Source organism: Sediminibacterium sp. (assembly GCF_051860225.1).
In the GTDB taxonomy this organism is placed as follows: domain Bacteria; phylum Bacteroidota; class Bacteroidia; order Chitinophagales; family Chitinophagaceae; genus Sediminibacterium.
The window spans coordinates 348044-372628 of the sequence record NZ_JBHYEI010000002.1; the positions used below are offsets into that span (position 1 = coordinate 348044).

18 protein-coding genes are annotated in these 24585 nt (G+C 35.5%); 10 read left to right on the forward strand and 8 right to left on the reverse strand.

The window, feature by feature from the left end; genetic code table 11:
- The first annotated feature begins 5 nt into the window (after positions 1 to 5).
- The 7 genes from ACTIEI_RS08440 (at position 6) to murB (ending at position 12983) form a co-directional block, all read left to right on the forward strand.
- Positions 6 to 1625, forward strand: a complete 1620-nt coding sequence (locus tag ACTIEI_RS08440) for a hypothetical protein (RefSeq protein WP_439505855.1) — start codon at positions 6 to 8, stop codon at positions 1623 to 1625.
- A gap of 39 nt (positions 1626 to 1664) precedes the next feature.
- Positions 1665 to 2468, forward strand: coding sequence for a sterol desaturase family protein (locus ACTIEI_RS08445; protein WP_439505856.1), 804 nt, complete (start codon positions 1665 to 1667; stop codon positions 2466 to 2468).
- 277 nt (positions 2469 to 2745) lie between these two features.
- A complete protein-coding gene (gene gltB, locus ACTIEI_RS08450; RefSeq protein ID WP_439505857.1) occupies positions 2746 to 7272 on the forward strand; it encodes a glutamate synthase large subunit in 4527 nt (1508 codons plus the stop codon).
- Positions 7273 to 7277: 5 nt separating this feature from the next.
- Positions 7278 to 8717 (forward strand): glutamate synthase subunit beta, encoded by a 1440-nt coding sequence (locus ACTIEI_RS08455; RefSeq protein ID WP_439505858.1) that lies wholly within the window; start codon positions 7278 to 7280, stop codon positions 8715 to 8717.
- An 84-nt stretch (positions 8718 to 8801) separates the two neighbouring features.
- Positions 8802 to 9491, forward strand: coding sequence for a lysophospholipid acyltransferase family protein (locus ACTIEI_RS08460; protein WP_439506246.1), 690 nt, complete (start codon positions 8802 to 8804; stop codon positions 9489 to 9491).
- A gap of 25 nt (positions 9492 to 9516) precedes the next feature.
- Complete coding sequence (gene priA, locus ACTIEI_RS08465; RefSeq protein WP_439505859.1) at positions 9517 to 11961, forward strand: replication restart helicase PriA; 2445 nt, start codon at positions 9517 to 9519, stop codon at positions 11959 to 11961.
- Entirely contained in the window at positions 11961 to 12983 is a 1023-nt protein-coding gene (gene murB, locus ACTIEI_RS08470; RefSeq protein WP_439505860.1) for a UDP-N-acetylmuramate dehydrogenase, read from the forward strand. The genes priA and murB overlap by 1 nt, the downstream gene beginning before the upstream one ends.
- Positions 12984 to 12993: 10 nt before the next feature.
- Here murB and miaA read toward each other — a convergent pair whose 3' ends face one another.
- The 4 genes from miaA to ACTIEI_RS08490 are packed head-to-tail and all read right to left on the reverse strand — an operon-like array spanning position 12994 to position 16942.
- Positions 12994 to 13953, reverse strand: coding sequence for a tRNA (adenosine(37)-N6)-dimethylallyltransferase MiaA (gene miaA, locus ACTIEI_RS08475; protein ID WP_439505861.1), 960 nt, complete (start codon positions 13951 to 13953; stop codon positions 12994 to 12996).
- Positions 13889 to 14467 (reverse strand): IS1096 element passenger TnpR family protein, encoded by a 579-nt coding sequence (locus tag ACTIEI_RS08480; protein ID WP_439505862.1) that lies wholly within the window; start codon positions 14465 to 14467, stop codon positions 13889 to 13891. Before ACTIEI_RS08480 ends, miaA begins: the two co-directional genes overlap by 65 nt.
- Positions 14468 to 14504: 37 nt before the next feature.
- Complete coding sequence (locus ACTIEI_RS08485) at positions 14505 to 15923, reverse strand: CCA tRNA nucleotidyltransferase (protein ID WP_439505863.1); 1419 nt, start codon at positions 15921 to 15923, stop codon at positions 14505 to 14507.
- Between the two features lie 23 nt (positions 15924 to 15946).
- Positions 15947 to 16942: a glycosyltransferase family 9 protein gene (locus ACTIEI_RS08490; RefSeq protein ID WP_439505864.1), complete on the reverse strand. Its 996-nt coding sequence runs from the start codon at positions 16940 to 16942 to the stop codon at positions 15947 to 15949.
- 82 nt (positions 16943 to 17024) lie between these two features.
- Here ACTIEI_RS08490 and ACTIEI_RS08495 point away from each other — a divergent pair, with 82 nt between their 5' ends.
- Positions 17025 to 17834, forward strand: a complete 810-nt coding sequence (locus ACTIEI_RS08495; RefSeq protein ID WP_439505865.1) for a 2,3,4,5-tetrahydropyridine-2,6-dicarboxylate N-succinyltransferase — start codon at positions 17025 to 17027, stop codon at positions 17832 to 17834.
- Between the two features lie 2 nt (positions 17835 to 17836).
- On the forward strand, positions 17837 to 18763 hold the full coding sequence (locus tag ACTIEI_RS08500; protein WP_439505866.1) for a DMT family transporter: 927 nt from the start codon (positions 17837 to 17839) through the stop codon (positions 18761 to 18763).
- Here the strand turns inward: ACTIEI_RS08500 and ACTIEI_RS08505 are convergent.
- The 4 genes from ACTIEI_RS08505 to ACTIEI_RS08520 form a co-directional block, all read right to left on the reverse strand.
- Positions 18760 to 20607, reverse strand: a complete 1848-nt coding sequence (locus ACTIEI_RS08505) for a PAS domain-containing protein (RefSeq protein WP_439505867.1) — start codon at positions 20605 to 20607, stop codon at positions 18760 to 18762. The two genes, ACTIEI_RS08500 and ACTIEI_RS08505, sit on opposite strands and share 4 nt — an antisense overlap.
- Positions 20586 to 21026: a response regulator transcription factor gene (locus ACTIEI_RS08510; RefSeq protein WP_439505868.1), complete on the reverse strand. Its 441-nt coding sequence runs from the start codon at positions 21024 to 21026 to the stop codon at positions 20586 to 20588. Before ACTIEI_RS08510 ends, ACTIEI_RS08505 begins: the two co-directional genes overlap by 22 nt.
- 233 nt (positions 21027 to 21259) lie before the next feature.
- A complete protein-coding gene (locus tag ACTIEI_RS08515; RefSeq protein ID WP_439505869.1) occupies positions 21260 to 21886 on the reverse strand; it encodes a response regulator in 627 nt (208 codons plus the stop codon).
- An 86-nt stretch (positions 21887 to 21972) separates the two neighbouring features.
- Positions 21973 to 23037 (reverse strand): response regulator, encoded by a 1065-nt coding sequence (locus ACTIEI_RS08520; protein ID WP_439505870.1) that lies wholly within the window; start codon positions 23035 to 23037, stop codon positions 21973 to 21975.
- A 181-nt stretch (positions 23038 to 23218) separates the two neighbouring features.
- On the opposite strand from ACTIEI_RS08520, the gene ACTIEI_RS08525 reads away from it, so the two are divergent.
- On the forward strand, positions 23219 to 24583 hold the full coding sequence (locus ACTIEI_RS08525; protein ID WP_439505871.1) for a sigma-54-dependent transcriptional regulator: 1365 nt from the start codon (positions 23219 to 23221) through the stop codon (positions 24581 to 24583).
- Positions 24584 to 24585 lie beyond the last annotated feature (2 nt).

The following is a 24585-nucleotide window of genomic DNA, read 5'->3' on the forward strand; positions in this document are numbered from 1 at the left end:
TTTATATGAAATTGATTATTGCGGTAATACTTTCTTCATTATTAGGTCTGAACAGTTTTGGTCAAACAGCTCATAATACTTATTCCCATCTTTTAGCACTCAGTAAAGAATTAAGACAGTTAGAACGTACTGCTTTACCCAATGGGGTTCCTGACTATCGTATCCAAACAATTAGTAAAATTTATCAAAAATTACTTCACTATAAGAACAAGCATGCGAAAATTGATACATCGGGTTGGTCATTAGAAAATCGTGTAGACTATGTTTTACTGAAAGCAGAAATGAATGCCCTTGAATTTAATTGCCGCATTTTAAAGCCTTGGCAACGAGACCCTGCATTCTATGCAATTGTGTGGAATGAACAAAGTGATACCCCTGATCATGAGGGTCCAACTAGTTTTTCTGCGATTGAACTTTGGAAATATAATTTCCCACTATCCCCTATTGACGCAGCAAAGCTATCCACTTCTTTAAAAATTATTCCGCCACTTTACGAACAGGCAAAATTAAATTTAACAGGGAATGCGAGAGACCTGTGGAGCGCAGGAATTGGAAATATAAAAGAACAAGTAGTTATTTTAGTGGAACTAGCCAATAAAACAAACAATACTTCTGTTGAATTAACTCAATCTATTACAGCAGCTATAAATGCCAGTAATCAATTCATAGGATGGTTACAAAAACAACTCCCTTCTAAAAACGGGTCATCAGGAATTGGAAAAGAACAGTATAATTGGCATTTAAAAAATGTTTTGCTTGTTCCACTTACTTGGGATGACGAAGTAATGTTACTAAAAAGAGAATTAACAAGAGCCTATGCATCCTTGCAATTAGAAAGAGAAAGAAACAAAAATTTACCTCCATTAAATCCCATTAGCAATAAAGCAGAATATCTTCAAAAAACAGATGAAGCGGTAAATAAAATGATGCAATTTATTCAAGAGAAAAAAATACTGCCAGTTAAAGAATATATGGAGCCTGCGCTTCGAAAACACTTAGGTGATTTTGTACCTGAGCAAAACAGAAATTTCTTTTCAATTATAACGCATTTAGCCCCGGCTGTTTTATTCTCCCATTCTACCCATTGGTTTGAAGTAGAAGGGCTTGTTAAAGATCCAAACAAAAGCTTATTACGGAAAGATGCTTTGCCATATAATATGTGGATGATGAGAGATGAAGGGTTAGCAACCAGTATGGAAGAAATATTAATGCATGCAGGAATGTGGGATGAAAATCCAAGAGCAAGAGAATTAGTTTGGATTATGTTGGCTCAACGCTGCGCAAGAGGATTGGCTTCCCTTTATGCCCAGGCCAATATGATTAATTACGAACAAGCAAGAAAATTTCAGGTAGAATGTACTCCGAAAGGATGGACCGGGGACGAAAGTTTAGTAGGATTTGAACAACATTTATATTTACGTCAACCTGCTTATGGCACTTGTTATGTTACAGGCAAGTACCTGATTGAAAATTTATTAATGGACATGGGACGTTTGCATCAAGAAAATTTTACGCTTTATCAATTTTTTGAAAAATTTTATGCAGCAGGTATCATTCCTGTTTCTTTAGTGGGATGGCAACTAACAGGTAATGATAAAGAGATAAAAAGTTTATTAAAAAAATGAAACTAACTATCAAGTCTATTCAAATTTAAAATTAAGAAAATGGAACTGTTACAAAAGTTGGTAGTTATTAACCTCAACTATATTACAGTCGGCTTAATGGTGCTATTTTACAGCCTTGAACACTTAATGACCAACCAAATAAGTGTAAACAAAAAAACTTTTCACTGGGCCAATAATATGTTCTTTTTGATAGTATTTGTTTTGCTAAATTTTTTATGGTCCTTTGTTGTCGTGCACTGTATGGAGTGGTTAAGTAGCAGAAAGATTGGATTGTTTTACTTGATTGAAATACCGTATTGGCTGAAACTAATACTGGGTGTAGCCATGTTAGATTTTGTTATGTATTGGTTTCACCGACTAGGACATCTTGTACCTTTCTTATGGCGTTTTCACCGTGTTCATCATAGCGATACAAATATGGATGCATCAACCAATTTTCGGGGACATCCAATTGAAACATTTCTATGGTTTGGCGCTAGCAATATTTTAGCTGCTGGCATTTTCGGGATAGACCTACTTGCATTTGGATTATATTTCTTTATAATAACTCCGTTACTATTTCTTGAACATGCGAATCTGCGATTCCCAACATGGCTCGATAAAACAGTTGGCCTTGTATTCACTACACCGAATCTCCATAAAATTCACCACGACCAAAATCAACATTATACAGATTCCAACTTCGCCGATATCTTTATTTTATGGGATAGACTCTTTGGCACATTTACATATAAGCCTATTGAACAAGTAAAACCTGGATTAGAAGAATTTGATTCAGGAGAACCACAAAGTTTTTGGTATTTATTGAAAAGCCCATTCATCAATATTAAACGTAAAATATAAATGAAATAGACAATGACAGTTAACGATGAAACAGTACCAAAGCCATAATTGCCAGCATTGATTCAAACCATTCTTGATATTGACAAATCGAAATAGTCCTAGAAGCTTCTTATCGGAGATTTTTATATATTTTTGAAATATTTTAATATTTTTTATAATTATTTGAATAATATTTAAATAATTAAGTATTCACGATATATTTCTTTGAATTAACCGTTATTTATTGTATTTTAGTCAAGATTGCCGCCATTATTCACCCACGTTTAAACTGGACTAAATGTTTAGTAACCAAAACAATGGAGGCCTCTACGACGCTTCATTTGAACACGATGCTTGCGGCATTGGATTTGTAGCCAATATCTTCGGGCATAAAAGCCACCAACATATTTTAGATGCATTAACCGTATTAGAGAATATGGAACACCGCGGGGCTTGCGGTTGCGAAAACAATTCGGGTGATGGAGCAGGCATACTCATCCAAATTCCACATGAATTTTTCTTTGATGAGTGCTTACAATTAGGCAAACATTTACCCAATGCAGGTCGATATGGAGTGGGCATGATATTCTTTCCCAAATCGGTTGGGCTTCGCGAAGAGTGCAGAGACATTTTTAATCGCGCAGCAGAAAAACTAGGGCTAGAAATTATTGCATATAGAAAAGTACCCGTTAACAAATCAAACATCGGTCCAACAGCACTCTCCGTAGAGCCTTGTATGGAGCAGGTATTTGTTGCATGTCCTGATCATATTCAAGACCAGGAGGCATTTGAAAGAAAATTGTTTATCCTGCGAAATTATGCGTCGCATACCATCAACAATACCATCCGTAAAGATGATATAGGCTTTTACCTAGTGTCTCTTTCTTCTAGAACCATTATTTATAAAGGGCAACTAACCAGTAATCAAGTTCGCCATTACTTTACTGATTTGTCTAATAAACGAATGGTGTCTGCATTTGGCTTAGTACACTCCAGATTTGCCACTAATACATTCCCTTCATGGAAACTTGCACAACCTTTTAGATATATTGCCCATAACGGCGAAATAAACACTTTACAGGGCAATTTAAACTGGCTTCGATCTAGCGAAAAAGGATTCACTACACCTGCTTTTTCCAAAGAGGAATTAGACATGATTTTACCCATTGTAACGAATGGACAATCGGACTCTGCCTTTTTAGACAATATGATAGAATTACTGACTTTAACGGGTAGATCTTTACCGCATGTAATGATGATGTTGATTCCCGAAGCTTGGGATGGCAATGAGCAGATGGATCCTGTTAAAAAAGCATTTTACGAATACCATGCTTGCTTAATGGAACCTTGGGATGGACCCGCTTCTATTTCATTTACCAATGGTCAAATGATTGGGGCCACATTAGATAGAAACGGATTAAGGCCCTCTCGCTACACCATTACCCACGACAATAGAGTGATCATGGCTTCCGAAACAGGCGTGCTCCCCATAGACCCTGCGAATGTAAAAGAGAAAGGAAGGCTTCAACCTGGGAAAATGTTTGTAGTAGACATGAGTGAAGGAAGAATCATTTCAGATGAAGAACTCAAACAAAAAATCTGCTCTCAAAAACCGTATGCAGAATGGTTAAATAAATATAAAATTCGCTTAGAAGAATTGCCTGAGCCTCGGGTGATGTTTACACATTTAGAACACGACCAGGTATTTAAATACCAAAAAGCATTTGGTTACTCAACGGAAGATTTAGATATGATCATTGCACCAATGGCTGTTGATGGCAAGGAACCTATTGGCTCTATGGGGAATGATGCGCCATTAGCGGTGTTGAGTAATCAGCCACAACATTTGAGCGCCTACTTCAAACAATTATTTGCACAAGTAACCAATCCTCCAATTGATCCTATTCGTGAAAAAATGGTTATGTCTTTGGCCACTTTTGCGGGCAGCAATGGTAATTTATTAATTGAAGAACCTACTGCATGTCATAGCGTTGCATTACAGCATCCCATTCTTAACAATCACGAATTAGAAAAAATCAGGAGTATTGACACAGGCGTTTTTCAAGCCAAAACTTTACAACTCTATTTTAGAGCAGATGGGAAAGCAGGTTCTCTAAAAGATGGATTGGATAGACTTTGTAGATATGCAGTAGACGCAGTACAAGATGGATTTGAAGTCATCATCTTAACAGACCGCGCTATTGATTCTGACCACGCACCTATTCCGTCTTTATTAGCGACTGCAGCAGTTCACCATCACTTAATCAAAAAAGGATACAGAGGTCAGGTGGGATTAATTGTTGAAGCAGGCGATGTTTGGGAAACCCATCACTTTGCTTGCTTGATTGGATTTGGAGCTACTGCCATCAATCCTTATCTGGCATTGTCTTCTATCAGAGACATGAAAATATCTAATAAAATAGATAGCCCATTAGACATAGAACAGCTCAAGAAAAATTATATCAAGGCGGTGAATGATGGCTTGTTAAAAGTGTTTTCTAAAATGGGAATCTCTACTTTACAAAGCTATCAAGGTGCACAGATTTTTGAAATCATTGGTATTAATAGTGAAGTAGTCAATCAATATTTTACGGGCGCAACTTCAAGAATTGAAGGAATGGGATTAGATGAAATTGCCCGAGAAACATTGGCCAAACATTTTGTTGCTTTCAGTAAAAAAAATAAAGTGATTGATCGTTTACCAGTGGGCGGTGTATACCAATGGAAACGAACAGGAGAATTCCATTTATTTAATCCGCAAACCATTCACTTATTACAAGATGCCACCAAGCGTAATGATTATGCCACATTCAAAAAATATTCTGCATTGATAAATAATCAAAGTGAGCAGGCATGTACACTAAGAAGTCAATTGCAATTTGTGAGTAATAGACCGTCTATCACTTTAGATGAAGTGGAACCAGCTGAAAATATTTATAAACGTTTTGCTACTGGGGCGATGTCTTTTGGATCGGTCTCTTGGGAAGCACATACCACACTAGCTATTGCCATGAATCGATTGGGTGGAAAAAGCAATACAGGAGAAGGCGGAGAAGATGAAATTAGATACACTCCCCTACCTAATGGAGACAGCATGCGTTCGGCAATAAAACAAGTAGCGTCTGCAAGATTTGGGGTAACATCTTTGTACTTGACAGAAGCTGATGAAATTCAAATTAAAATGGCGCAGGGTGCCAAGCCTGGTGAAGGTGGTCAATTACCAGGACACAAAGTAGATGAATGGATTGGCAAAACAAGACATGCTACACCGGGTGTAGGATTGATCTCTCCTCCCCCCCATCATGATATTTATTCAATTGAAGATTTAGCTCAATTAATTTTTGATTTAAAAAATGCCAATCGTGCTGCACGCATTAACGTGAAGTTGGTTTCTAAAGCGGGTGTGGGTACCATTGCTGCAGGTGTAGCAAAAGCCAAAGCTGATGTGGTATTGATTGCAGGCCATGATGGAGGAACAGGCGCTTCTCCTATCAGTTCTGTAAAACATGCTGGCTTACCTTGGGAATTAGGATTAGCGGAAACGCATCAAACCTTGGTAAAAAACAAATTACGTTCAAGGGTAATTGTTCAAGCAGACGGGCAAATGAAAACAGGAAAAGATATTGCCATGGCTGCATTATTGGGCGCAGAAGAATGGGGCGTCGCTACCGCAGCTTTAATAGTAGAAGGCTGCATCATGATGCGCAAGTGCCATTTAAACACTTGCCCTGTTGGCGTTGCAACACAAGATGAAACATTGCGTAAAAGATTTACAGGAGACCCGAATCATGTAGTAAATTTTTTCAAATTCATTACACAGGAATTGCGCGAAATCATGGCGGAATTGGGCTTTAAAACAGTGAATGAAATGATTGGTCAAACCAATTTTTTACAACAGAGATCAACTATTTCGCATTGGAAATACAACCAATTAGATCTGTCAAAAATTTTATACAAAGAACCAGCTGATGAGGATACGGGCTTATTTGCACAAGAATTACAAAATCATGGGTTGGCTGCAGTACTCGATTGGAAATTATTGGCTGCTGCAAAACCCGCAATTGCAAATGGCGAAAAAGTATTTGGCGAATTTGCAATTGTTAATACAGACAGAACTGTAGGCACCATAGTATCTAATGAAATTACTAAGCTTTATAAGAGCAAGGGCTTGCCAGAAGACAGCATCCATTTTAAATTCAAAGGAACTGCAGGACAAAGCTTTGGGGCCTTCAATACCGTTGGATTAAAATTAGAATTAGAAGGTGATGCCAACGATTATTTTGGCAAGGGACTAAGTGGGGCTAAATTGATTGTTTACCCTGATGCTAATGCACAATTTATTGCAGAACAAAATAGCATAATTGGGAATGTGGCTTTATATGGAGCAACCAACGGCGAAGCTTATATTAGAGGAAAAGCAGGAGAACGTTTTGCAGTAAGAAATTCAGGCGCCAAAGTAGTGGTTGAAGGTATCGGCGATCATGGCTGCGAATACATGACAGGAGGCATTGCGGTGATTCTTGGCAACACAGGTAGAAATTTTGCAGCAGGCATGAGTGGTGGCATTGCCTACATCTATGATACCAACCATGAATTTGTAGCTAATTGTAATTTGGAAATGGTTGAATTAGATCCTTTAGATGAATATGACGCTAATGTATTAAAAGCATTGATTCAACAACATTTTAATTATACCAATAGCAGTGTTGCAGCTTTTATCTTGAAAGATTTTGATCATCAATTAGCCCACTTTATAAAAGTATTTCCTACTGACTATAAAAAAGCGCTCGCTAAAAAAAATCAACACAACACTGTTTTAAAATAATTACCATGGGTAAACCAACTGGATTTTTAGAATTTGAAAGGGCAACTCCTACTAAGCAACCAATTAGCGAAAGAGTGCTTCATTATAAAGAATTTGTTGCACCATTATCTACTCAAGAACTCAACCAACAAAGTGCTAGATGCATGAATTGTGGCGTTCCTTTTTGCCATAACGGCTGCCCTTTAGGAAATATTATTCCTGAATTTAACGATGCAGTGTACAAAAAAAATTGGGCTGAAGCTTATGAAATATTATCTGCCACCAATAACTTCCCTGAATTCACAGGAAGAATATGCCCTGCCCCATGTGAGTCTTCTTGCGTATTAGGCATCAATCAACCGCCAGTTGCTATTGAAGAAATAGAAAAGCATATCATTGAAATTGCGTTTGAAAAAGGGTTAGTCAAACCTTTCAAGCCACTTACCAGAACTGGCAAAACAGTTGCAGTGATTGGATCAGGACCCGCTGGGTTAGCAGCAGCAGCGCAATTAAATTATTCGGGCCATCAAGTAACCGTGTTTGAAAGAGATGATGCACCTGGAGGGTTATTAAGATATGGCATCCCCGACTTTAAATTAGAGAAATGGGTAATTGATAGAAGAATTCAATTAATGGAAGCCGAGGGAATTGTTTTTAAATGCAATGCCAATGTTGGCGTAACAATCAGTATCAACGATTTACTTCGTGAATACAGTGCCATCGTTTTAGCAGGTGGGGCTACCATTCCTAGAGACCTTACAATTGAAGGCCGGCATCTAAAAGGCGTCCATTTTGCGATGGATTTTTTAAAGCAACAAAATAAGCGTGTGGCCGAAATTAATGATGAATCAAACCCAATTATAGCCACCAATAAAAACGTGGTCGTTATCGGTGGAGGAGATACTGGCAGTGATTGTATCGGAACTGCTAATAGACAACAAGCAAAAAGCATTACACAATTAGAGTTAATGCCTAAACCTCCTGCATCTAGAACGCCCCATATGCCATGGCCACAGTATCCTTTTATACTGAAAACTACTTCTTCACATGAGGAGGGAGCCAACAGAGAATGGGCTATAGCTACTAAAAAGTTTATTGGAGACGAAAAAGGAAATTTAAAGGCATTGGTAACAGTGCAATTAGAATGGAAAATAACCGAAGACGGAAAGACTGCTGGCTTTGTAGAAATAGCTGGAACGGAAAAAGAAATTCCTTGCGAACTAGCATTATTAGCAATGGGATTTGTAAGTCCGCAAAAAGAGGGATTATTAGAAAAACTTGAAATTGAATTAGACGAAAGAGGAAATGTAAAAGCCAATGAAAAGCAATACCAAACCAATATTCAAAAAGTATTTGCTGCAGGTGATATGAGAAGAGGACAAAGCTTAGTTGTTTGGGCCATCAGTGAAGGGAGGGCTTGTGCTAGAAAAGTAGATGAATATTTTGGTGAAAGCCCAACTGTTTAATATCTTTTGCCCGCTATGGGATTTGTTAAAAAGATTGGCTTGTTTCTTTTCACGATATATGCACTAATTACATTTGTGTTAGTCATGTTAATCGTCTTCCCTTTTGCTATGTTATCTATCAGTGCTGGTAAAGTAAGGGGAGGAAATTTAGTATACCGTTGTTGCCGTATCTGGGCGCAATTATGGTACTATACCATTGGGGTTACGCATAAAGAGATATACGAGTATCCTCATGACACTAACAAGCAATATATTTTTGTTGCCAACCATATTTCCTACATGGATATCCCGCCTATTGTTTTAGCTATCCATCAACCCATAAGGGCTTTAGGTAAATATGAGATGGTCAAAGTACCCATTTTTGGATGGATATATAGGGCAGCAGTAATTTTAGTAAATAGAAAGAACGCCGACACAAGAGCAAAAAGTGTTCGAGCACTTAAAGCTGCAATTAAAAACCATATCTCCATTATTATTTTCCCAGAAGGAACCTTTAATGAAACCAAACAACCGCTAAAAAATTTCTTTGATGGCGCTTTTAGAATTGCTATTGAAACACAAACGCCCATTAAACCATTATTATTGGTAGATACGTTAAAACGAATGCACTATCGCTCGCTTTTTGAATTAAACCCCGGAGAAAATAGAGTGGTCTATTTAAATGAAGTGCCTGTGAATGGACTGACCATGAAAGATATCCCCCTATTAAAAGAAAAAGTATACCAAATCATGGAAGAGGGGCTAAAACGATATATCTCTTATCCCACTCCATAAACGTATTTTTGTTTAAAATCTCATTTTGTTTATTGAAGTAATTATACCATTGGCATTGCCAAAAAATTATACCTGGCAGGTTCCGGAGCAGATGCAATTGGGCATAGTTCCAGGGATTAGAGTGGAAGTTGCTTTACGAAAAAATAAAAAATACGCAGGGATTGTAAAAAGAATCGTCGGCGAGATCCCTGTAGGATTTACCCCATCCCCTATTTTAAATATTTTAGACAGTAGTCCTGTTGTAAATGAAACCCAATTAAAATTATGGGAATGGATAGCGCAATATTATATGTGCACCGAGGGAGAAGTTATGCAAGCTGCAATCCCCGCTAATCTAAAACTTTCGAGCGAAAGTGTTTTGCAATGGAACGAAGAAAGAACTTTAGATTTTAGTGACTTATCCGACTCAGAATTCATTATTGCAGAAGCACTAGAAATTAAAGGAGAACTCAAAATAAGTGAAGTACAGCAATTACTAGACATCAATAACACTTATCCCGTTATTAAAAAACTGGTAGAAAAAGGCGTCTGCTTTGTTTGGGAAGAACTAAAAGAAAAATACAAGCAAAAAACAGAAAATTACATTCTACTGCACCCCAAATATGCTCAAGAAGACCAACTTGAGCAATTATTAAATAATTGGAGCAGAGCCCCTAAACAAATGGAATTACTCTTAGCCTATTTACACTTAAAAAATACCATTGGCGTAGTAACTCAACCAGACCTATTAAAAAAAGCAAATGCTAATGCAGCACAATTAAAAGGCTTAATTGAAAAAGGAATAATAATTGTTGAAAAAAGAAATACCGACAGATTACCCAGTTTACCCAAAATACTCAGTTTAGATTTCACCCTTTCTGCAGTTCAAGAAAAAGCACTAGCTTCTATTAAAAATGCATTTGAATCAAAAACAGTTTGTCTGCTGCATGGAATCACTTCTAGTGGTAAAACACAAGTGTACATGAAACTGATTGAAGAGCAAATTCAACTAGGCAAACAAGTATTGTACTTACTTCCTGAAATTGCCCTAACAGCGCAAATGATTAGAAGGTTACAAAAAAGTTTGGGTGGCCATATTGCGATTTACCACTCAAAATTTAATCCCAACGAAAGAGTTGAAATTTGGAATAAAATAAATTCAGGCGAAACCAAAGTAGTATTAGGCGCAAGATCAGCATTGTTTTTACCATTCAATAATTTGGGTTTAATTATTTGTGATGAAGAACACGATGCTTCTTACAAACAGCAAGAACCATCACCGCGCTATCATAGTAGAGATGCTGCCATTTACTATGCATCCTTATTTAATGCAAAGGTTTTACTTGGATCAGCTACCCCTTCTATTGAAACCTATTTTAATGTTCAACAAAAAAAATATGGCTTAGTAGAATTATTGGAAAGATATGGAGAGGTTGCTATGCCCAGCATTGAATTAATTGACCTTAAACAAATACCGCCTAAAAAAAGAAGTGAAAATCCATTATCCCCTGCTTTACTAAAAGGAATTCAGGAAACTTTAGATGCCAAGAAACAAATCATTTTATTTCAAAATAGAAGAGGTTATGCTCCTTATATGATTTGCAATACTTGTGGATGGATTCCACATTGTAATCATTGTGATGTAACACTCACTTTTCATAAAGGAAAACAGAAATTGTCTTGTCATTATTGTGGTACAACCTATCCCATTTTGCAAACCTGTTTAGCATGTGGGAACCATCATTTTATTCAAAAGAATTTTGGAACAGAAAAAATAGAAGAATTGGTTGCCGATGCTTTCCCCCAAGCCATTATTGCCCGCATGGATTATGATAGCATAAAAGGCAAACACGATCATGACAACCTCATTAAAATATTTGAGCAACATCGGATTGATATTTTAGTGGGTACACAAATGGTGGTAAAAGGCTTAGATTTTGAAAAAGTAAGTTTAGTGGGGATAATAGACGCCGATGGTATTTTGAACTTCACAGACTTCAGGGTGAACGAAAGAGCTTACCAATTAATGGAACAAGTAAGTGGAAGAGCAGGTAGAAAAGATGGATTAGGCAAGGTAATGATACAAGTGAGTAATTTACAACACCCTGTGCTTCAATTTGTGCAGCAACATAATTACCAAGCATTGTATCAATTTGAAATAGAGAATAGGCAACAATTTCAATACCCACCCTTTACTAGATTAATTCAGGTTATTTTCAAACACAAAGACAAACATATTGCAGAGGAAGCAGCCAATATAATGCAGCAAGGACTTCTAAATCAATTTGGTTCATTTATTAATGGTCCATCCCAACCGATTGTAGACAGAATACGAAATCAATATATTTGGGAAATTTTATTAAAGCTACCAAAAGATAGCCGTACAGTAAATAATTGCAAAAGAGCTATTCATCAACAAATGGTCATTATTCAAAGTAATAAAAGATATCGATCCGTTCATATTATTCCTAATGCCGATCCAATTTATTAATGATTCAACTACAAGAAAATACTTCACTAAAACCCTTCAATAGCTTTGGCATTCATGTATTAGCTAAACAGTTTTGTACAGTTAGTTCATTGAATGAAATGCAAGAATTGTTAGAATGGAATAAAATAAATAATTATCCCCTACTGGTTCTTGGCGGAGGCAGCAACTTACTGTTTACTAAAAATTATGATGGACTTGTTTTACAAAATTTACTGAAAGGAATTTCCCTAGAAAAAGAAGACGAATCCTATTATTATGTAAAAGCAATGGCTGGTGAAAACTGGCATCAACTAGTAACTTATTGCGTTCATAAGCAATACCAAGGAATTGAAAACATGAGTTTAATTCCGGGCAATGTAGGGGCATCCCCCATGCAAAACATTGGCGCTTATGGAGTAGAAATAAAAGATGTATTTGAATCATTAGAAGCCATACAAATTAGTGATGGATCAATAGTCACTTTTAATAATACAGCATGTAAATTTGGATACAGGGAAAGTATATTTAAACATGAGTTACGAAACCAATTCATCATCCTCTCAGTAGTACTTAAATTGCGCAAAACACCAAAATATAATACCAGCTATGGAAATATTGAAGAGGAATTAATTAATATGAATGTTCAAGAACCCAATATACAATCCATTTCCGAAGCAGTGATACGTATTAGACAACGCAAATTACCCGACCCATCTAAAATAGGAAATGCAGGTAGTTTCTTTAAAAATCCAATCATTCCAACGGCATTATACAATCAACTTAAAAAAGATTACAAAGACATGCCAGGGTTTGCAGTTTCAGCAACAGCACTTACCAAAGTTCCTGCAGCATGGCTAATTGAGCAAACTGGATGGAAAGGTTTCAGAACAGGCGATGCAGGATGTTATCCATTACAGCCACTTGTTTTAGTTAACTATGGAACTGCCACTGGTGCTGAAATTTACAATTTAAGTACACAAATTATTGAAAAAGTTCAAGCGAGTTTTAGAATTCTACTAGAAAGAGAAGTCAATATTTATTAACCAAGTATTTTCAACTAAATATTGTTGCTACCACTGATTCTACTGATTCATTAGCCATATTAATCCATTTGAATTCAGGGTCTTTTTTAAACCAAGTCATTTGTCGTTTCGCATATTGGCGGGTATGGTGTTTAATTTGTAGTATGGCTTGTTCTTTTGAAATATTTCCATCTAAATAATCAAATACCTCTTTATATCCCACTGTTTGTAAAGCAGGTTTATTTCTATATTGAACTACTGATTGCACTTCTTCAATTAATCCATCTTGAATCATTTGATCTACTCGTAAATTTATTCGATTAGTCAATAGATCCATCGGCATTTCTAATCCAATTTTCACTATATTAAATGGACGTTGTTTTTTTTCAGCAGTTCTAAAATGGAGAATAGATTTACCTGTTGCATTTAATACTTCTAAAGCACGCATCAATCTTTGTGGATTCGATTGCTCAGCTGTTTCCCAAAATACTGGATCACGATGCTTTAATTCGGCTTGTAACCAAATTAAACCCTTTGAGGTATAATTGGCAATAATGGCTTCACGGATACTTGGATCTATTTGTGGCATTGGATCAATGCCCTCACAAAAAGCGCGAATATACAAACCCGTGCCACCCACCATAACCAAGTGGTCATTTTTAGCAAAAATGGTTTCAGCCTTTTCTAAAGCAAATTGCTCAAAATAACCTGCATTTATATCTGCTTGAACAGAATGATCGGCAATAAAATAATGCTGTACTGCAGCCAATTCAGCATCACTTGGTCTTGCAACACCAATGGACAATTCAGTAAAACATTGTCTTGAATCAGCAGAAATAATAGCTGTATTTAGTGCCTTGGCCAAGGCGATGGACACAGCTGTTTTACCCACAGCTGTTGGGCCTGCAAGAATATAAATAGTTGGTTTAATCTTCAAAATCATCTCTTTGTTCTTCACCACCAATTCCATCATCATCGCCGTCGGCTTCACTTTCAGCTTCTTCTCCTTCCTCACCAAAGCCCTCCGTAGCTTCATTTAAATCATATTTCTCTTCAATATCGGCAAACTTGTCACCCAACAAACTTTTTGTTCCATACTGCTGTGGTCCAATACCTTCTACCCTTGAAACAGTTGGATAAGTTAATTTTGGGTTAGATTCTTTACTTACGCTAATCAATGCCACTAAGAATACCCAGCCTTTGGCAAAATCATATTCGTAAATAAATTTTTGATTTACATCCTGTATTTCAGAACCAATGGTAGTTTCGGCCATTAACAAGGGTTCTACGCGATAAGGTTTATCATATTTTGCATAACTAATTTCCCTTCCGCGCAACCAATTATCATTGCTTCGAAAAAAAGTGGCTTGGTGCTTCGAATCAAATTCAAAGGATTTTAAAATAGCAAAATGCAAGTCCAAAAAGTTTTGGTTATGCTTTATAACGATATCGCGATAAACCGCGTCGTCTTCCTCTAAATAAATTCTAAACTTTAAAACAGCCATCCCGCCAAGATTTAATGATTGGGCTGCAAAATAGCGATTATTTAACGGGTTTTAAATTCAATTCTGCTCCTTTTTCTAACATATATTGATAAGCCAATTCATATTGGTTCGGAATGATCCCATCTAATATCGCTTCGCGTATCGCATCTTTAATTATTCCTACATTTCTACCTGGGGTTAATCCAAACACTTCCATAATTAATTCCCCACTGATAGGAGGCTGCCAATTCCTAAGCTGGTCTTGGGTTTCTACCTGTTGCATCCGCTCTTTAACCATTTCAAAGTTCTGCAAGTACCGGTTTACTTTCTGCTTATTCTTGCTGGTGATATCAGCTGCACACAGCGTCATTAAATCGTCAATATCTTCTCCTGCATCAAATAATAACCTTCTTACCGCACTATCCGTAATATTTTCTTTGGTCAAACTGATTGGTCGCAAATGCAATAGAACCAGCTTTTGAACATATTTCATGGGCTCATGCAAGGGCAATTTCAACTTAGAAAATATTTTAGGCACCATCCTAGCCCCCACTACTTCATGCCCATGAAATGTCCATCCATGCCCCTCTTCAAATTTTTTTGTAGCCGGCTTCCCTATATCGTGCAATAAAGCAGCCCATCGAAGCCACAAATTTTGTGTATTCGGAACAATATTATCTAATACTTGAAGGGTGTGGTAAAAATTATCTTTATGCCCTTTTCCTTCTATATATACCGCCCCATGCAAGTCTACCATTTGAGGGAAAATCAATTTAAGCAACCCCGATTTGTAGAGTAAGTCCCATCCAATAGAAGGCTTGGCGCATAGCATGATTTTATTCAACTCATCCGTTATCCTTTCTTGACTCACTATTTTCATTCGGTGCACATTCTCTCCGATTGCTTTAAAAGTATTTTCTTCTATAACAAAATTCAATTGAGCTGCAAATCGGATGGCCCTCAACATTCGCAATGGATCGTCACTAAAAGTTTGTACTGGTTCTAATGGTGTTTGAATTCTTTTATCCGCTATAGCTTGTATACCGTCAAAGGGGTCCAATAACTTTCCAAATTGTTCCTTATTCAAGCCAATTGCCAATGCATTAATAGTAAAATCTCTTCTATTTTGATCATCCGCTAATGTACCTTGCTCAACTTGGGGTTTCCTACTATTTTGCTGGTAACTCTCTTTTCTAGCACCAACAAATTCAATTTCAAACTCTTCCAGTTTAATTTGAGCAGTTCCAAAATTTTTAAAATAGGCCACAACCGGCTTGGGAGATAACTCATTTGCATAGGCATGTGCAAGTGCAATACCATCTCCTAAACAAACAATATCTGCATCTTTGGTATTTCTGCCAATGACTTTATCTCGTACAAAGCCGCCAATTAAAAAGCAGGGCATATTCAATGTATCGGCCACTGCACCTATTTGTTTAAATATAGCTTCTTCCTTATCGCTAAATTGGATGGTCATTGCTGCAAATGTAAGATTGTTTATTATGAAGCGGGCAAGCAACGCATTAATTGAGCTATTTCAATTTTATATCCACAATCAAAATGCCCTTCAGGACATTGACTCTTCCCATGTAGCCCACAGGGTCTACAAGTTAGTTCCCGATTAATTTGAACAATAAAACTTTTTGTGCTCAAAGGACCATATCCAAAACCTGGTATAGTGGAACAATAAATGGCCGTTACAGGCGCATTAACCGAAGAGCAAAAATGCATTGGCGCTGAATCATTCACATAATTCATTAATGCATCTTTCATTAATGCAGCAGATTGCAAAAAATTGCATTTGCCGGCTAAATTAATAGATTGAGAATGGCCACTTTGGTCAATAATTTCTTGACATAATGTAAAATCACTGGGGCCACCCAGTGCATATACTTGAATTGTTGAAGGCAATTGTTTTAAAAATGCAATCCATTTTTCTGGCGGAAACTGCTTGGTCATCCATACTGATGAAGGAGCAAAACAAATGTATTGTCCATGCTTAAATTGTTCAACAAAATGAAAATCCTTTTCGGTTGGATATAGTTTGGGCATACAAAGCTTGGGGGCGGGCCAATGCAACAACAATTGATTCCGCTCAATTTCATGCAACCCAGTACTGATACCCATTTGGTGTTGAATTACTTTAGTGAAAAAAAAGCTGAGTGGATTTTTATCAAACCCAATTTTTTCTTTTGCTCTCGAAAAAGCAGTCAAAAAGCCTGTTGCAGCATATCGTTGTAAATTGATTACTGCATCATATTTGTTTTTCCGAATCTGAGTTAAAACTTGCCAGAGATGCTTGTATTTGTCGTTTTGCTTATTCCAAACCAAAACATTGTGCAAGTAGGGATGTCCTGCAAATAAAGATTCATTTCCCTTACGAACCAATATATCTAATTCAGCCGTTGGATAAGCTTGATGCAAAGATTCTAACATTGCGCTTGCTAAAACCACATCCCCTATAAAAGCAGTTTGAATAATCAGCATCTTTTGCATTCAACAAAACTAAGGATATGCGTTAAATCATTCTCATTCAATTAAAAAAGCTAAATATTGTACTTTTGCTAAAATTTTATATATGCCGCAAGAATTAGTGTTAGCAGCCTGGAACAATAGAGAACTTTTGAAGGAGGCTAAGTATAGTGATGCAGTTAAACAAGTAATTGAAGCAGTAGATAAAGGTCAGCTAAGAGTTGCAAGCCCTGAAGCAGATGGATGGGTGGTGAATGAGTGGGTTAAAAAAGCCATTCTTTTATATTTCGGCATTCAACAAATGCAAACTTGGGAAATGCCTCCTTTTGAGTTTTATGATAAAATGCTATTAAAAACCAATTATAAAGAATTAGGGGTTAGAGCAGTTCCTCCAGCTACGGCCAGGTACGGTGCATATATTGCTAAAAATGTTGTTTTAATGCCTAGTTATGTAAATATTGGTGCTTATGTAGATGAGGGCACCATGGTAGATACTTGGGCTACTGTAGGAAGCTGTGCTCAAATAGGCAAGAACGTTCACTTAAGTGGAGGCGTAGGAATAGGTGGCGTACTAGAGCCTTTACAAGCTAGTCCAGTTATTATTGAGGACGGATGTTTTATTGGTAGTCGCTGTATAGTTGTAGAAGGGGTGATTGTTGAAAAGGAAGCGGTATTAGGTGCAAATGTAGTATTAACCCAATCAACCAAAATCATTGATGTGAGTGGATCAGAACCGATAGAAATGAAAGGCCGAGTTCCAGCTAGAAGTGTAGTAATACCTGGCAGTTATACCAAAAAATTTAATGCTGGTGAATATCAAGTTAGTTGTGCATTAATTATTGGGCAAAGAAAGCCCAGTACCGATTTAAAAACTAGTTTAAACGACGCCCTCAGAGACTTTAATGTGAGTGTATAACAATGAATGGGTCCAAACGCTCATCATTGTTTTTAACCGGCTTTTTGTTAAGCATTGGCGGAGCTATATTATTTTCAACCAAAGCGATTTGGGTAAAATTGGCGTTTCGCAACACTGGCGTAGATGCTTTAACCTTGCTAAGTTTAAGAATGTTCTTAGCCCTTCCATTCTATTTAGTAGCTGCCTGGTTATCTGGCAAAAAAGAATCTGCAGTTCCGCTACAAAAAAAAGATTGGCTTTGGATAATCACACTGGGGGTTCTGGGATATTATTTAAGCAGTTTTTTTGATTTTATAGGCTTACAATATATTTCCGCGGGATTAGAACGCTTGATTTTATTTCTGTACCCCACATTTGCAGTATTACTTAACACTTGGATTTTTAAAAGCAATATTTCAAAAATTCAATTGATTGCACTTGCAATCACTTATACAGGAATTGGTATTGCCTATTATGCCGAATTGGGTACCATTCAACAAAATGAACAATTTTACTTTGGGTCATTCATGGTTTTTTTATGCGCAGTAACGTATTCGTTTTATTTAGTTGGAACAGGTAAGATGGTTGTTAAAGTTGGTGCCACAAGATATACAGCTTATGCGATGCTATCTGCAACTGCTGGAGTATTTACACATTTTATTGTTCAGCAACAATGGAGCAATGTAAATATGTCTTCTCAACTTTGGTGGTACGGGGCAGCATTAGCTGTTATAGCAACAGTTATTCCTTCCTTTATGATGAGTAGTGGGATGAAAAAAATAGGAAGTAACAATGCCTCTATCGTTACAAGTATTGGTCCAGTTTCAACAATAATTCAAGCTGCCATTTTTTTGAATGAGCCCATTTTACTAGAACAAATTCTAGGAACTGTTTTAGTCATTATTGGGGTGGTATTAATAGGATGGCAAAATAGTAGACCCCTCCATTAATGAACCATCATATGCTCCATTTCACTAAGCTTTTCAAATTGTTCAATTGTGAGTGGTTTTGTAATGAAATGAGTTACATTCAAAAACTTCTTTGACCGTTCATAATCTATATGATCAATAGAAGATGTTAATATTACAACAGGCCATACATGACCCAACTTTTCATATTCATGCAAGAAGTCCCAACCGGATCTGCCTGAAAAATTAAGATCCAAAAATATCTTACGTTTTGTATTGGGATTATCTTTTACATATTGCAATGCATTATCTACATGGTCAAATGTATGTACTGGCATACTTGGCATTACATTTCGTATAATCAGCTCATTCAACTTATTCACTAAATGATCATCATCAACTAATATAATCTCTTCAATAGCTTGATTTAATAAATACTTATTCAGGGAGATACTACTTGAAGAAGCAAAATTAATTTGATCATTCAATTTAAAAATGGTGTCATTCATTAAATTTGCTGAATGTTCAATATCAGAAAATATCTGTGAATAAGTTGCTACATTATGATCTTGAAATTTAGCTGTTTGCAATAACTGTAAAATTTTAGAAAACTCATGGCGCAATTCATGTGAAGTGATAAATGAAATCTTCTTCAAATAATTCATTTGCTCCATAACTTCTTTTTCCGAAATTTTTTTCAATGTGATGTCTTTTTGAATAGTTATGTAACCAGTAATTGTTCCATCTTGATCAAATAGAGACTCAATCATTATATCTAACCAAACCTTTGAACCATTTTTGGTATAATACAAAATCTCGGTTCTAATCCCTTTACCTTGTTCAATCACTTTCTTTATCCGTTTCAACGTTTCCTTACTTGTTTCAGGACCTTTCAAGAAACTACCCGGAGTTTTACCAGAAGCTTCTTTTAAACTATAACCCGTTGTTTTTACGAAAGCATCATTAACCCAAGTAATTCGGTTATCTGCATTGCACATGATAATAATACTCCCAATTTTTTGTGCAATTTTTGTAAATTTTCCAAATTCAATTTTAGTACTTTCCATCAATTCTTGCTGTCGCCTAATTTGAATCTGAGCCTCTTTAACAGGCGTTATATCTAAGGTAATTCCAGTGTATCCTAAGAATTCCCCAGTTTCACTGTATATAGGGTTCCCTTTCATATTTACCCATCTAAAACTACCATCATACCGTTTAAATCGAAAGGTAATTGCATAAGCTGATTGAGTAGCAAACAAATGTTTTTGTTCTTCTATGAACCTTTCAATATCTTCTGGATGAATCCGCTTCATCCATCTATTACCTAATTCTTCTTCTCGTGAAGTACCACAAAAATTAATCCATGCTTGATTTACTTGAATAATTTGGTGCTGTTTATCTGTCAGCCACATTATTTCTGGCATAAAATCAGCCATGGTTTCAAAACAAATACCTGGATTGACTAAAGTTGAATTAACCATAGATACCTGTTTAGTATATTTTTCAACCGATGGCTTTGCATTAGAAGAAACACCCTTCAAAATAACCCCAATGATTTTCCCTTTCTTATCCAGATTAGGGAGCATAGTAAAATGCATATATTCATCTACACAATCAGAACCAGGTTTTTTAAAAGTCAACTTTTCTACACTATTGCTATTCTGTTTACATTGGATTAATGATTTCCTGTACAATCCTGCTTCCTTACTATTTAATATGGATTCAATAGACAAACCTGAAACAGGAACGCCCAATAATTTATATAAGCGTTGAAAAGAATCATTACAATAAATAATATTTCCATCTAAATCAGTGGCTAACAAAAACTGATCAATCATTTCGTTATTATGCGTTAAGGCATCATTTATTTCGAAATTGTACTGCATAAGTTTGAAATTAAAAGGTTAGGAATTGCCCTCGCATCTCTATTGATAATAAACTTGTCTATAATTTCTGGTAGCAATAAAAAATCTCTTGATTTATCTAAAAAGAAATGAGCACCTTTATTTAAACACTCAAACCGATAAGTTGAATGTGGCATATTGGTCAAAAATATAATCAATGGGCTTGAACCAGGATAATCAGCTTTTACCTTATTTAATAGCTCCAACCCACTAATACCAGGCAACTTAATGTCTAAAATGAGCACATCTGGAAATTGTTCATTCATTTTTTGCAAGCCCAATTCAGCACTTTCAGCAATTTGGATATTTAAAGAAGTTTGTTTGTCAGACAATAAATGAAATAACTGCTTTATGATGATTAAAGCATCTTCAACAATCAATATATTAAGGTTCTGAGGCATTGTAAATATTTACTTACCCAAATATACCTTTCACAAAAAGAAAGCTTTGTAGGGCTAGCCTACAAAGCTTTTGTAGTTTTGACACTACAACTGGTTTTTCAGGAAAATTGGATTTTAAACTAAGCTTGATAGCTTAATTCACAAAGTTAATAGATCCATTTTCTAATGAATGTAGTTGAACTGCATGTAAATAGCCTATAATTATACGACAGCTTGTAGTATAAACACTACAGTTAAGAGATTTTGTTCTCTATTGCATAACGGATTAAATCGGCATTACTCTTGAGTCCCATTTTGTCGAGAATTCGAGCCCTATAAGTACTAATTGTATTAATATTTAGAGAAAGCATTTCACTTATTTCAGAAACCGATTTCCCCTCTACTAATTTCTTTAAAACTTCAAACTCTCTATCGGATAAATTTTCATGAGGCAATTTATTCGTATCCATCTCAAGTGAACTAGCTAAAACCTCCGCAACGCGATTGGTTATATATTTTCTTCCACTTAAGATTTGCTGAACCGCAGTCACTAATTCGTAAGGGGCACTCTCCTTTGTTAAATATCCAGAAGCACCTGCTTTAATTGCTCTCACCGCATATTGTTCTGGGGAATGCATACTTAGCATTAGAACAGGGGTATTGGGAACATGCGTTTTAATTTGCTTTAAGATTTCAATACCTGAATAACCAGGCATACTAATATCAGAAATAATAATATCCCACTTCTCTTTTATTGATTTTTTAAAAAGCTCTGCCGAATCTGATACATCATGAATTTCAGCAAAAGGAAGTGACTCTAACAAAATTTTTTTTAATCCCTCCCTAATTAAACCATGATCATCTGCAATGAGTATTCGCATAATTCGTTACATACAGCTTTATAAACTATTAAATAAGTAATAAAGATAAGGAAACATATTAATACGTAGACCTACCGATTATCAAACTAATGAGTATTAAACTCTTCAAAAAAGGTTTTTATAAAATCGAAAGAGAGTGGCTTAGTTATATAATCAATAACTACATTATAACTTCGGGCTTTCTCCCTATCTCTATTATCAATAGAAGAAGATAAAACAATTACATTAGATGCATCCGAAAACCGCACATATTCATCTAAAAATTCCCATCCCCCTCTACCGGGGAAATTAATATCCAAGAAAATTAAAGTTTGTTTTAAATTGGTTTTTTCGCGAATCTCTGATAAGGCATCTTCAATATCAATAAAAACTTCAACTGGCATATCAGGCATATATGCTTCCACAATTTTCTTATTCAATACATTGGTTAATACATCGTCATCAATAAATATAATATGAGTATACTGCACAGGAGTTTTATTTATATCATAGTATTCATCATGCTGATTAAATGAAAGCTTATGATTCATTTTAAAAATGGATGTATTAATTAACTGTATTGATTTTTTTGCTTCGGCAATTAAATCAATACGTTCTGTATCTGAAATAAACCGATTATCCATGAGATTAACAATCGATTGAATTTTAGCATACTCATGTCGCATTTCATGAGAAGTTATAAAAGATAATTCGTGCAGTCTATTTTTTAATAATTGACTTTGTAACTCAACTCTTTTTCTCTCGGTAATATTTTGAGAAATTCCAATTAAATATAAAATGGCACCATCCCTCCTTTCAAAAACGGAAAGTCTAGTTTGAAAAAATTGGTATTGTTGATTTTGATCTATACATCTACATTCAATTTCTACATATTCTTGGTCTGTTTCACCCACTTTTTGCAAACCACTTTGAACCAATCGCCAATCTTCAGGATGTATTAATGACCTAAGAGAGATACAGTTAATTTCCATGTCTTTTAGATGCTCAAATCCTAGCATATTATCTAAGGCAGGATTTCTCATTACAAACTTCCGCTCTTTTACATCAAACAAAAAAACCATATCTGGCAACTTATTATAAATAGCTTCCAATAATGCAGCTTGGTTAAAAAATTGCGGAAACAAGTTAATAGCTGGATTTGCATGATTCATTGCACTATTTTCTTAAAAAATGATAAAAAACATGCCATCTTTTAACATCATAATAATCAACTAATTAGCATTTGCTTGTTATTTCAATATTTCAAATTTGAGACAAAATTTCCCTTTTTGGGATTCAAAACCAATTTTCAGGATAAAATATCAGTAAATTGTAATGCGTTAAACAAATCCAATGAAGCCTACTAAACCACTAAAAATCTTCATTTTAGAAGACGATCTCTGGTATGGAACCATGCTTGAGCATTATTTGTCTTTAAATCCAGATTATCAAGTTGAACGATTTGATTCAGAAAAAACATTTTTTCAAAAATTACCTGAACAACCTGATGTTGTAACATTGGATTATTCACTAGCTGTTGGAGAAGCAGATGGTAGTAAAATTCTTAAAAAAATAAAAGAGAGATATACTGATACTGCTGTGATAATTATTTCAGGACAAGAAGAAATTAATACAGCAGTGGAACTATTGAAACTCGGGGCATTTGACTATATAGTTAAAGACGAAGACACAAAAGATAGGCTATGGAATGCACTCCAACATTTGCAAGAAATTAAAGGATTAAAAAAAGAAGTTGAGGAACTAAAAAATGAATTGAAAAAAACCTATGATTTTTCAAAAGTAATTATTGGACAAAGTATTGCCATACAAAGGGTTTATGGATTAATTGATAAAGCAAGCAAAACAAATATCACTGTTTCAATAACAGGAGAAACTGGTACTGGCAAAGAAATGGTTGCCAAAGCCATTCATTATAATTCAATAAGACAAAAGTTCCCATTTGTAGCAATAAATGTTGCAGCGATTCCACCTGAACTATTAGAAAGCGAGCTATTCGGATATGAAAAAGGAGCATTTACCGGAGCTAATGCCAGACGAATAGGCAAATTTGAAGAAGCACATAAAGGAACCATTTTTTTAGATGAAATAGGAGAAATGGATCTTCATTTACAAGCAAAAATATTAAGGGTATTACAAGAGAGAGAAATAACAAGAATTGGGGGCAATCAAGTTATTCCATTAGATATTAGAATCATAGTTGCAACGAACAAAAATTTATTGAAAGGAGTAGAGAAAAAAGAGTTTAGAGAAGATCTTTATTATAGATTATTAGGAATGCCTATAGAACTACCCCCTTTAAGAGAAAGGGGAAATGATTTTATAATTTTGTCTAAACACTTCATTCAAAGCTTTTGCGCTGAAAACAGATTACCCGTAAAAACACTAACTCCAGAATCTATTGAAAAATTAAAACAGTACAACTTTCCCGGTAATATTAGAGAATTAAAATCAATAATCGAATTAGCGATTGTAATGTCAGAGAATAATATCATACAACCAGAAGATATTAATATCGAAAATATTTCACAGCTAGGCAATTTATTAAGCACCGAAACAAGCTTAAAAGAATATGAGAAAAAAATAATTCAGTTTTTTTTAAAAAAATACAACAATGATGTAATACTTGTTGCAAAAAAATTGGATATAGGGAAATCAACTATTTACAGAATGATGCAGAATGGGGAATTAATAAAGTAATA

Excerpts from the sequence above, each read along its gene's own strand:
- ACTIEI_RS08440 (WP_439505855.1), top strand. The coding sequence starts at position 6 with ATGAAATTGATTATTGCGGTAATACTTTCTTCATTATTAGGTCTGAAC.
- ACTIEI_RS08445 (WP_439505856.1), top strand. The coding sequence starts at position 1,665 with ATGGAACTGTTACAAAAGTTGGTAGTTATTAACCTCAACTATATTACA.
- gltB (WP_439505857.1), top strand. The coding sequence starts at position 2,746 with ATGTTTAGTAACCAAAACAATGGAGGCCTCTACGACGCTTCATTTGAA.
- ACTIEI_RS08455 (WP_439505858.1), top strand. The coding sequence starts at position 7,278 with ATGGGTAAACCAACTGGATTTTTAGAATTTGAAAGGGCAACTCCTACT.
- ACTIEI_RS08460 (WP_439506246.1), top strand. The coding sequence starts at position 8,802 with ATGTTAATCGTCTTCCCTTTTGCTATGTTATCTATCAGTGCTGGTAAA.
- murB (WP_439505860.1), top strand. The coding sequence starts at position 11,961 with ATGATTCAACTACAAGAAAATACTTCACTAAAACCCTTCAATAGCTTT.
- ACTIEI_RS08480 (WP_439505862.1), bottom strand. The coding sequence starts at position 14,467 with ATGGCTGTTTTAAAGTTTAGAATTTATTTAGAGGAAGACGACGCGGTT.
- ACTIEI_RS08485 (WP_439505863.1), bottom strand. The coding sequence starts at position 15,923 with ATGACCATCCAATTTAGCGATAAGGAAGAAGCTATATTTAAACAAATA.
- ACTIEI_RS08490 (WP_439505864.1), bottom strand. The coding sequence starts at position 16,942 with ATGCAAAAGATGCTGATTATTCAAACTGCTTTTATAGGGGATGTGGTT.
- ACTIEI_RS08495 (WP_439505865.1), top strand. The coding sequence starts at position 17,025 with ATGCCGCAAGAATTAGTGTTAGCAGCCTGGAACAATAGAGAACTTTTG.
- ACTIEI_RS08500 (WP_439505866.1), top strand. The coding sequence starts at position 17,837 with ATGAATGGGTCCAAACGCTCATCATTGTTTTTAACCGGCTTTTTGTTA.
- ACTIEI_RS08505 (WP_439505867.1), bottom strand. The coding sequence starts at position 20,607 with ATGCAGTACAATTTCGAAATAAATGATGCCTTAACGCATAATAACGAA.
- ACTIEI_RS08510 (WP_439505868.1), bottom strand. The coding sequence starts at position 21,026 with ATGCCTCAGAACCTTAATATATTGATTGTTGAAGATGCTTTAATCATC.
- ACTIEI_RS08515 (WP_439505869.1), bottom strand. The coding sequence starts at position 21,886 with ATGCGAATACTCATTGCAGATGATCATGGTTTAATTAGGGAGGGATTA.
- ACTIEI_RS08520 (WP_439505870.1), bottom strand. The coding sequence starts at position 23,037 with ATGAATCATGCAAATCCAGCTATTAACTTGTTTCCGCAATTTTTTAAC.
- ACTIEI_RS08525 (WP_439505871.1), top strand. The coding sequence starts at position 23,219 with ATGAAGCCTACTAAACCACTAAAAATCTTCATTTTAGAAGACGATCTC.